Below are 10,585 nucleotides of genomic sequence, written 5' to 3'. Positions count from 1 at the left end.
ACCTAAAACTAGAAGCGATAGCAGCAGAGGCAGGGCAAACGCCTGGTGGCTACTTAAAGAAAAAGCTGGAGTCAGATACCAATAACTTTCTTGAAGACCTTCAGTTTATGAAAGGAGATATTAGTGAAATTCTGCACTTATTGCAGTCAGATGATAAAGGATCAAAATCGGTAGAGAATACATCAAATCAGAATGATATGGTCAAGGCTTTGATGCCAATAGTACTAGAATCGTTATTGATATTAAGAGAGGTAGCAGCACCTAACAAAGTTGGCAATGCTCAAAGATTGGTCGATAAAGCAGGAATTAAAGCCTACAATAGTTTGGATTAGTAATTAAATATAGATTGCCCTTGTCTCAGCTGAGACAAGGGCTTTTTTGAGAAGCCTTTTAATAGCTAAAGATTAATTACTATTGGCAGATTGATGAAAACTCTAGCTATCTTCCACAAATATTAGCTGTTCTAAACAAATTTTTGGCTGTATAAGCGCTTATTTGCCACTTAAAGGTGTTCGAAATAATTTACCTACCATCATGTCAAATGATGCTTAGAAGGTTATAGGGAGCCAAATAAGATGGTTTTATCACTATAAAGTTATATCATTAATAATCGTTTCTAAATAGTTTGAACTTACTAATATTCAATTAATTACTATTTCTACCTTTCTTTTCTTTTGTTATTTTAATCATTAATAGCCAAAAAGGTTTTTAATGTTTTTAAATACTTTTAAAAGCTTTTACGCCCTCTGTAACCCCCGACAATAAAAGGATACAACCCCCATAAAGCTACGTCTATCGACCCATAAAGCTACGTCTATCGACCCATAAAGCTACGTCTATCGACCCATAAAGCTACGTCTATCGACCCATAAAGCTACAATGTTTGATTATATGTAGCTTTATAAGGTATAGTACTTTCATTGTTCACTATAGAGAGTATGAAATGAGTGATAAGCAGTTAATCGCTAAAGACAACAAATTAATTAGTGCTAGTTACTCTCTTGGTATACCCGAGCAGCGCCTTATCTTCCTAGCAATTATTGAAGCAAGAGAACAAAAACAATTGATTGATGCTAGAGGTGTTTTAAATATTAGAGCAAAGAGCTATCAAGAACAGTTTAAGGTAGAAAAAAATACTTCATACGATGCATTGAAAAGTGCTACAAGTGGCCTATTTGATGCTCATTTTGAGTATGAAGATATTCATGAAAAAACAGGAAAACTGGCTCTCCATGTCATTAGGTGGGTACAAAAAATAAGCTATATTGACGACGCTGGTATGGTTGAGCTGCAATTTACAGATGCTGTTATTCCCTTAATAACAAGACTTAGCGAGCAATACACAGAATATGAATTAAAACAGGTTAGCGAATTGCAAAGCGAATACTCAATAAGGCTTTATGAGTTAATGATGCAATGGAAAGCTGTTGGTAAAACCAACAAGATATCGGTTGATGATCTACGTAGGAAGCTAGGTGTTGAGCCTCAGCAGTATAAGAAAATGAATAACTTCAAGGCACGAGTTCTGGACCATGCAATTAAACAAATAAATGAGCATACTGATATTCAGGCTGAGTATGACCAATATAAAGACGGACGTGCAATTGTAGGCTTTATATTCAAATTTAAAGTGAAAAAAAACAAAGAAAAAACTGCTACTAAAATTGCTAATGATGGCGATATAACTACTATTGAAGGTCTTAGCGATAAGCAACTAGGACGTATTACTCGCAACCCTAGCTTTATAGCGGATTACAATCATTTAGTGAGCTCTACCAGTCCAGCAGGTCAGGATCCTAAAGCGTGGGAATTTGAGATGATTAATCGCCTTAAAAAAAATGCCTCTCAATTTACGAAGCGGCCAATTAGAGAGTATCTCGAATATTGAGTCTCATAAGTATTTTAAATAGTTATGGTATCCGGTGGGTGCTATGACTATTTTATAATAGTTTAACCCTGTTCGTATTACTGACTGTTTCAAGTAAATCAGCGAGCTGTTAATAATAGTTCATCAGGTTCGCTGGATATTGAGTGATTATATGAGCAAGTTATACTGTGTTACAGCATAATATAGCTAATAGCCATAACCTATACAAAGAAACTGTATTCTATATTTTTCTAAAAACCTTCTGTATAGATCCTTAAGGATCTATAGTATCTTCCAAACATCAATAGTAAGTATTCAATAATGGAAAGTTATTCTAAAGAAATAATCGTTTACAAGTTAACTACTCCTCAGACCAAGCCTCACTTAGGCTATGTAAGAGCAGTGGCTGAAAAAAGAGGCGACTCATATACTCCTTTATATGATGATAGCTTTTGTGCTTCAGGTAAGGTGTTCGTCACTGGTGGATTCGAAGATATAAACAGCAATTATGATGATTTTGAACTATTTAAAGTCGTTATTATTGAGTCTAAGCAGTATCGCCCTGATGAAGCTGGCTCAGATAGAAATTGTAAATATATTACGTTAGGAACGAAAACAGCTGATTTAAAACCTGGTGAATTGATTGAAATAATTGCTAGCTCCCTACCTAATCCTAATTCAATGATCGTGAGAATCGACTTTCTTCCGAGCACGAAATATATTTACTTAAATGACTCAGGCTTATGTTATGGTCCTTTTCGATGGGATTTAGAGGGTGGAGATACGATACTATTAAAAAAAGTAGACGCACCTATACCAGGAAAACAACTTATCAAAGGTCATATTTATACTGGTTTCTTTGAAGATATAAAACGGTATGCAATATATTGTCCACTTGAAGAGGGCGAACGTTACTACTTTACTAATGTATCTGAACTACATAATGATAGCCAATTATCACAAGAAGACTATTCATCAGATGATGAAATAGTAAGTAATCTTATAAAAATAGCGAAAGAAATGGGGTTTAGTAGTAAAAAACTAGACATATCCTCTTTAGAGGATATAGTAAAAAAATTCCCAGTAGATGAACATGAAATAATCGTTAAAAGACTTAGTAAAATACATGATATATACGACAACAGCAAAGTATTAAAAGATGATGTAATTGATCAACTTGGTAAATTTTTACGTAGTGAAGTAGGTGAAGAGTTAATAGAAAAACATATAGAAAAAAATAAAGAAGAATACTTATCTAGTATCAAGGATAGTTATAAAGAAAATATAGAAGAAAGCTGTAGGGAAAAGAGCGCAGAACTATCAAGTTTAAGGGAAAAAATAGAGAGGAATAAGTTAGAATTAGTTAATCTAGGTAAGGAAATTGAATCTAAAAATAAAATAAAAATGAAAGATGGTTTTCTTGATGATTTTCAAGAACATGATGAATTAAATAAGGAGATAGAGAGTAAGAAAAACTATATAGAAGAGCTGAAAGATAAGATAGCTCCCTTATTAGAAGAGTATAATGCTTATAATACACTAGATGAGTTGAAAAAAGATTTTGATGATATAAATAAAAGCTATGAATATGAATTTAAAAGAAAGATAATTCTTGAAAATGAAATAAAAAACCTAAAGGATCTCTATAATAAAAGTACAAATGAACTAACTTCAAAGCTTTTTAACCTTAAGCCTTTTGTAGAGGCGATTAATGGTAATGTTGGTGTGTCCCATGATAGAGAGTTTAGAGATATCTCACAAGAAGTGGGGAAAAATGATATTTCCAATACTACAGCGCAAAATATACTCAGCCATATAAGATATAGCTTGATACAGAAAAATAGAAATTTATCAATGCTTGACACTATTAATGTAGTAGTCACTCTGCAACAGTCTTTTATTTGCTTCTTAGCAGGGTTGCCAGGTGGTGGAAAAACCACTCTAGCTAGGCTTATAGCTGATATTTATGGCATTAAGGACAAACGGTTCTTAGATGTACCTGTTGCAAGAGGTTGGACTGGGCAAAAAGACTTAATTGGTTTTTTAAACCCAATTTCTAACAATTTTCAGTGCAGTAGTACAGGTATGTATGAGTTTTTAAGTGCGTTAAGTAAAGAGTCTAAAGATAAAGAGCTAGTTCCTCCTCTTTCAATGGTATTACTAGACGAAGCTAACTTAAGTCCGATGGAGCACTATTGGTCTTCATTTATGGGGCTTACTGACCCTAACAGCGATGAAAAAGAGATAACACTAGGCCATGAAAAAATTAGAATTCCAAATAACCTAAGATTTCTAGCAACTATTAACTATGATAGTACTACAGAGAATCTATCACCACGTCTGATAGACAGATCTCCAATTATAGTGCTAGAGCCAAATTCCATTAAAGTCAATAAGAACCAGGATGTTATAGCGCCCCCTCCAGTGGAAACACCTATATCATACGAAATGATGGAGAGCTGCTTCGGTAACGTCGGAGAGACACCTAACTTCGAGAGTGAGAATAGAGTTTATGAGAAGATAAAAAATATACTTGAACTTAGAGATACTGGACTTGGAAAACCTATAACAATAAGTAGTCGAAAAGAAATTGCCATTAGACAGTACTGTAATAAAGCAAGACCTTTAATGAGAGAGTTTTCAGCAGACGAAGAGTTGCTAGCTTTTGACTATGCAACCTTACAGCTGATACTTCCATTAATAAAAGGTTATGGAAAAAACTTTAAAAATCGTTTAGAAAAATTAAGTGAGATATTAATAGAAAACGAATTAGAGCGTTCTCTCAACTATTTAGAAATTATTATTAGCAACGGTAGCGCCGACTTAGACACTTATGATTTTTTCTGCTGGTAACGTAAATGATTAATATAAAGCTTTACGTAAACAACAACCAAACCCAAATAACACCAGTAGTTAACGTTTCTGATACTGACCTTATTGAGTTTGAAATAGACAATACTGAAAATGATGAGTTTTTTTCCTCTAAAATCGAAGTTTTTTTAGAGGATTACACTCTTCCACTTATGATATCAGAGCCAGGGAATAGAACAAAAACACAGGCGAACAATCTATTCCGGGAAAGCTTTGGGTATAGCACTGTAAGGTTTTTCAATGGAAGCAGAGAATTTACAAGTATAACTTTTAATGTATTTACAAATCACGATAGGTTTGAAGAAATCAAAGGCATGATGTCTTATCTGTTAAAATACAATGAACATATTTTAGATGTTTGTCTATCTAGAACAAAGTATAAATCTAATAATGAAGGAGCTTTTGAGGCTAGTTTTGAATCGATAATAACACTAGCAGAGAAGATAATTGAAACCCTTCTAATTAATGGGGGAGCTTTAAAGGGAGTACTAAGACATAGATTGCAAATCATTAAAGAAGATGTTAACAATCAAAATTATTACAACATAAATCCACACGATATAATTGATAATATAGATAAGCTGCAACAAGGCTATTCTCAGAATTCAATTAATTTGTTTGGTAAGATATACTCATTAGAAAATATAAAAAGAGAAAACTATGTTGATACTTATGATTTAGAAGAAAATAGAATTTTATTGGGAGGGCTGATATCGATCAGAGAAACCTTAACAGATATATCAAATACCATTAATAATAGAATAAAGTCATTAAATTATGATAAGGAATATGAAAAAATAAAACCGTTTCCTAGGTATAAAATCTACTCTATAGAGGATATGTATGCCCAAATAACAACAGATGGTATGGAAAAAAGGATAGACAATCTAGTAACAGATATCGATAGATTAATATTATTATTCACAAAGAAGTTGCAAGTAAAATTTAAGGGCTTTATTCCGCCAAAAGCAACTCCGTTTGCAAGGAAATCAAGTTTCTACTTAAATATCTATAAAAAAATGAGTGAGTGGTATTCCCTAGCAAGTCCTAATATTGGAGTTGACCAGAACCTAACTAAAATACGATCTACTTCCAAAATATATGAATTGTTCTCACTTTATAAGATAATAGAAGCTTTACATGCAGACGGCTGGAAAGCAAGAAGCTCTGAAAATCATAGCTTTTTTAAAGATTTTATCCCTACTAGGGTTAGCTTCTATAAAGAGGACAGTGATTTAGATGTTTACTATGATCGGAAAGTTACGGGGTATACCCATGAAACTCGCCATAATGAATTAATAGCGCTTAACAAGAATGATTCTAGCTTAAGATACAACTATTATAATCCGGACTTTATCATTACTAAGTACAATGAACAGAATGTTAGTTTCTTCATACTAGATTCTAAGTATAGTAGCTCGTATACATTACAACAATATAATGTGTTAGATGAACTATATAAAAAGTACTTTAGCAATTTTGCTGTTTATAATGCAGTCGATGGCATTCTAGAGAAGCACCCTATCAAGTCTGTGATCGCTATACATCCATTCGGAAGGAAAACATTAGAGAAGTGGCCGAACTTACCACTTAAAATAACTCCTGACGTATCTACAATTTTTCTTTCAAAAGAGAAGAATGACTTAAGTAGAGTTATAGATCTAATAAATCAAACGCATTGAGAATAATGAAACCATCTTAAATATCTTCTTCTTTGTAAAATTATTCGTCATAACATCTAGATATAATTTAATTTGACTATATATATATACTATAGTATAATAAATCAACATACCTGCTATGCCTATGGTCAGATTTATCTGATTACGCACAAATTGGCAGGTTTTTTTTGCCTAAGAAATAGCTATGATTGAATTCAAAAAAGCAGTAAAAGATCATGAAGAACATCTTAGTAAGTGGCAAGAGCGTGGGTTAGCTGTTGCCGATCATGAGCGCGCAAAACGCTATCTCAGTTTCATAGGCTATTATCGTCTATCCGCTTATACAATTCCCTTTCAAAGAACATCCTTAAGCAACGCATCTACACTGCATCAGTTTAAAGAAAATACCTCCTTCGATGATGTTTTAAGCCTATATATTTTTGATCGAGAATTGCGTCTTTTGGTCATGGATGCTATTGAACGCATTGAAGTTGCAATACGAGCGCAAGTCTGTCATGTACTATGTTGTCGATCTAATGATGCTTTCTGGTATACCGATGAAGCGCATTTTCAGCCTAGTTACGAACATAAACGTTTACTTGCGAACATTGAAAGGCAGTTATTGAGTGAAAAAAAACGCTTAGAACGTGATGAGAAAGCTATAGATAAGCGGCCGATAGAACGAGAAGAAAAGAATATATTGAAGGATAAAGTACGAAAAGAAAACTTCTTAAGACATTACTTATCGAGATATGATACCCCTAAGTTGCCCCCTGCCTGGATGATGATTGAGATGCTAACTTGGGGCGACTTAAGCTTTCTTTATTGTGGTCTAGTCTCGAATCAATATAAAAAGGAAATTGCTCAAAATCTAGGACTAAATCTTAAGGTTTTGGAGTCTTGGATAAAGAGTTTTAATGATCTCCGCAATATCTGTGCTCATCATAGTAGGCTTTGGAATAAAGAGCATGGGCGCAGTATCGTAATACCGACATCAGACTCAATTCAATGGCTAGAAAACGATGTTATTCTAAGTAATAGTACGATCAACTATAAAAAACGTACTTATACAGTATTAGTGGCTATACAGACTCTACTTTACAAAATTAGTCCTAATTCAACATGGGCAAAACGTCTTAAATGTTTAATCGAAGATAGTCAATTTGTTTTGACCTCCAAGGCTAATATGGGAATGCCTGATCTATGGTATGAAGACCCATTTTGGGATAAAGCATTAAGCTAAAATAGTAGCTATCACTATTTTTTCTAATATAGTCTATGCTATAAAAAAGCCGTCTTATTAATGATGGCTTTTTTACGTCTGAATGATTGATTTGCCACAAAGGTAGGTTAGTGTCATAGTTGTTCACTGAACGTTCTGGACAGTTGCACTGTACAGGTTCTAAAAACGTACTTGAACACTAGGTGAACCATGAACATATCCGTGACAAAAGCAGCAAAAGAATGGGGTGTATCAAGAACCACGATCTATCAGAAAGTCCATAACGGTCAGTTATCCAGAACCGCAGACAAGAAAATAGACGTTTCAGAAATGTTGCGAGTATTTGGTGAGCCAATTTCTAAAAAACGTACTGAACGTTCAGTGAACACTGTCCACAATTCACCACTGAACAGTCAAAGTGTTCAGAATAATACAGACATTGAACACCAATTAGCGCTTGAAAAGCTCAAAAGCGAACACCTCAGCCAACAAGTGAGCGATCAAAAGAAGTTGATAGAGAATTATCAGCAGCAGATCTGTCAGCTCAACAAAACGCTGGATAAAGCCAACGCCAGTATCCAGGATTTTGCTCAGGTGAGACTACTGGAGTTTAAAAAAGCCGAAATGGGCTCTGAGCCACCACTTGAACAAGAGCAAGAAAAAACAGACGACTCAACCGTTGCTACGGTTGAGAAGAAAAAAAAGTGGTGGGAATTTTAAACGTTGTGATCTTATCGACTAATGATCTAACAAATACTCTTCTAGCGCATCGTTAATCATATCTTGGTAGTTTCCGCCGGTCTTCTTTGCCTTATCCTGGAATCTAGCAATGATACTAGGACTCACGATACTGGCACCGACTATAGAATCAGATGTTACTACGCTACCACGAGTCGCACCCGACCAATCGGTAACTTCAGGCATATCAGACAAATCAATATCATGATCTGAAAGCATCGCCAATCGTTGCAAGTTGGCTTCTTGCTCAGCGCTTAAAGACGGTAACTCATTTGCTTTATAGCTAACCCTGTTCATAAAACCTCCTTTCAATCTTAGTGGCAGGTCGTGCTGATATGATACGAATAACCTCACCACCCTCACTATCTCTTTGAGTATGAGCGACCAGTAATACCGCCACCCCATTCACTGCACCAAGCGCTTGCCACCGTTCTTCACCATTTTCATATCGATCTTGCTGACGCAAACACAAAGGATCAAAAAATACCCGAGCTGCTTCTTCAAAGGATAAGCCATGTTTGCGTTGATTGCTGCTATTTTTCTGTTCATCCCATTCAAATTCAATCATTGATTACCGTCTTCAAGCATATTAGTGCTAGGTATTACCTGATAATCAAAAGACAGCGGTATGCTATTGGTTTCTGCTACCTGATGCAAAAATAACTTAATCGCTTGCGAAGGCGTTAAACCATAGCCCTCAAGCACCGAAAACGCCTTATCTTTTAATTCTTGATCCAGACGAATATTATAATTGGTTGTGCTCATAGCAGTACTTATCGCTTATTTATGTACCCTTAATATAAGCGATAAGTACTGTCAATTCAATAATTTTAGGGTTTTGGTCTTTCACGAACAGTGATAGTAACGCGCTACTCATCCAATTCACGCAGGAAATCATCAATTTTCTGTTCTAGCTGTTTTTGTATGACGTAGAGTTCGCTCGCGCTATATTCTCTTAGCATACTTTCCTCATCTTTTAGCTCAAACATCTTTTTAAGTATGCTATCGCTATGAGCTTCGTTTTCTAAACCAAAGGTGTTAAGACGCCCCATTTGACAGTAGTATTCTCGTTGCGCCTCTTCAAACATCATGAAATGGTTACTTGCTACTGATATGCCTTCAATACTCATAAATTACTCCTTTTTACACTCGGAAAATGTCCCTTTATGAAATTTTTATTTATTTAATATCAATCATTTACTTATCAAAAAGAGATCTATTTCTTTTATTTGCTAGCTTCGCTTCAAATCTCTTCATAGCCGTATCTAATTCTTCATGCGTGGGCTGTACAGATGGTTCATCACTACCATCTGTATTACTTTCTTGGATTGAATCATTAGAAGACAAGTCAACAAAAATTTGGTTTCTTACCTCGGGCTTAACTTCAACCTTACTGCTAGAATTATCTGTAGCGACAGATAATTCCTTTGATTCTTTTCTATAGCGGTAAAGATAATTGGTCAGTGTGCCAGTCGTTAGAATGAGATCATGGCGCTCAGCTAATATCTCAACCACACCTTCATAGGTATATGAAACAGCTAGCTCTTCGATCACCTCATAAAGATCACGAAATTTAGAAAATTTTGTTCTTTTAGCCATAAATTCCTATCCCCATCTATTCTTGAAGTCAATTACCTCAATTATGAAATCGCTCATAAATTGCTCATATTTAACTAACGATTTACTACCCTTTTGCTAACGATTTACTAACTTTTAATCAATCATACAGTAATTGCTCATAAATTGCTCATATCTAGCTAACGATTTGCTACCCTTTTACTAATGATTTACTAACGTAACGCTCTTATAAGCCTTTTTAGCTAAAAAGGCTTACTACAGGTAGAAAATAACCGATTTTTCTACCTGCTTTTTGGTCATTAAATTATCCAATTTAATGACTACACCTTACGCACCCTCTCGGGATGAAAAAAAGCGTCTTGAATCAGTAACTTACCTGATTTAAGACGCTTTTTTCTGTACACAAAATGTTTACAAATTTGATTTAAGTAACTGATTTTTATGATATATTACTGTCTACAATCTGTAAACAAGGATAATCATGAGCACCCCTATCGTATCATTTAGATTAAAACCAGAAATCTACCTAAAACTAGAAGCGATAGCAGCAGAGGCAGGGCAAACGCCTGGTGGCTACTTAAAGAAAAAGCTGGAGTCAGATACCAATAACTTTCTTGAAGACCTTCAGTTTATGAAAGGAGATATTAG

General features: G+C 34.7%; 11 protein-coding genes. 6 read left to right on the top strand and 5 right to left on the bottom strand.

From position 1 onward, the window contains the following. The 6 genes from JMW94_RS14040 to JMW94_RS14015 form a co-directional block, all read left to right on the top strand. Positions 1 to 332 (top strand): hypothetical protein (locus JMW94_RS14040; RefSeq protein ID WP_201604806.1); only part of this gene is annotated, 332 nt, incomplete at its 5' end. Positions 333 to 943: 611 nt separating this feature from the next. After that, the gene (gene repM, locus JMW94_RS14035) at positions 944 to 1,888 is read left to right on the top strand and encodes a replication initiation protein RepM (protein ID WP_201604805.1); all 945 of its coding nucleotides are present in this window, start codon (positions 944 to 946) and stop codon (positions 1,886 to 1,888) included. Between the two features lie 300 nt (positions 1,889 to 2,188). Then, complete coding sequence (locus tag JMW94_RS14030; protein WP_201604804.1) at positions 2,189 to 4,720, top strand: hypothetical protein; 2,532 nt, start codon at positions 2,189 to 2,191, stop codon at positions 4,718 to 4,720. A 5-nt stretch (positions 4,721 to 4,725) separates the two neighbouring features. Further along, the gene (locus tag JMW94_RS14025) at positions 4,726 to 6,420 is read left to right on the top strand and encodes a hypothetical protein (protein WP_201604803.1); all 1,695 of its coding nucleotides are present in this window, start codon (positions 4,726 to 4,728) and stop codon (positions 6,418 to 6,420) included. Between the two features lie 184 nt (positions 6,421 to 6,604). Next, positions 6,605 to 7,642 carry an Abi family protein gene (locus tag JMW94_RS14020; protein WP_201604802.1) on the top strand — a complete coding sequence of 346 codons (1,038 nt, stop codon included), beginning with the start codon at positions 6,605 to 6,607 and terminating at the stop codon, positions 7,640 to 7,642. A 189-nt stretch (positions 7,643 to 7,831) separates the two neighbouring features. Beyond that, complete coding sequence (locus tag JMW94_RS14015) at positions 7,832 to 8,341, top strand: plasmid replication DNA-binding protein (RefSeq protein WP_201604801.1); 510 nt, start codon at positions 7,832 to 7,834, stop codon at positions 8,339 to 8,341. Positions 8,342 to 8,359: 18 nt separating this feature from the next. On the opposite strand, the gene JMW94_RS14010 is transcribed toward JMW94_RS14015, so the two are convergent. The 5 genes from JMW94_RS14010 to JMW94_RS13990 all read right to left on the bottom strand — a co-directional run bounded on the left by JMW94_RS14010 (position 8,360) and on the right by JMW94_RS13990 (position 9,958). Further along, positions 8,360 to 8,656, bottom strand: a complete 297-nt coding sequence (locus tag JMW94_RS14010; protein ID WP_227685540.1) for a hypothetical protein — start codon at positions 8,654 to 8,656, stop codon at positions 8,360 to 8,362. Then, the gene (locus JMW94_RS14005; RefSeq protein WP_227685539.1) at positions 8,643 to 8,927 is read right to left on the bottom strand and encodes a BrnT family toxin; all 285 of its coding nucleotides are present in this window, start codon (positions 8,925 to 8,927) and stop codon (positions 8,643 to 8,645) included. Before JMW94_RS14005 ends, JMW94_RS14010 begins: the two co-directional genes overlap by 14 nt. Further along, positions 8,924 to 9,124, bottom strand: coding sequence for a type II toxin-antitoxin system RelB/DinJ family antitoxin (locus tag JMW94_RS14000; RefSeq protein WP_201604800.1), 201 nt, complete (start codon positions 9,122 to 9,124; stop codon positions 8,924 to 8,926). Before JMW94_RS14000 ends, JMW94_RS14005 begins: the two co-directional genes overlap by 4 nt. A 104-nt stretch (positions 9,125 to 9,228) precedes the next feature. Continuing rightward, entirely contained in the window at positions 9,229 to 9,489 is a 261-nt protein-coding gene (locus JMW94_RS13995) for a hypothetical protein (protein WP_201604799.1), read from the bottom strand. A 67-nt stretch (positions 9,490 to 9,556) separates the two neighbouring features. Further along, a complete protein-coding gene (locus tag JMW94_RS13990; RefSeq protein ID WP_201604798.1) occupies positions 9,557 to 9,958 on the bottom strand; it encodes a hypothetical protein in 402 nt (133 codons plus the stop codon). Between the last annotated feature and the right edge of the window lie 627 nt (positions 9,959 to 10,585).

The sequence above is a fragment of the Psychrobacter immobilis genome (assembly GCF_904846185.1).
Taxonomy (GTDB): domain Bacteria; phylum Pseudomonadota; class Gammaproteobacteria; order Pseudomonadales; family Moraxellaceae; genus Psychrobacter; species Psychrobacter immobilis_B.
Note: the sequence above shows the minus strand (reverse complement) of the source record. Positions and strands in the feature narration are given on the sequence as shown.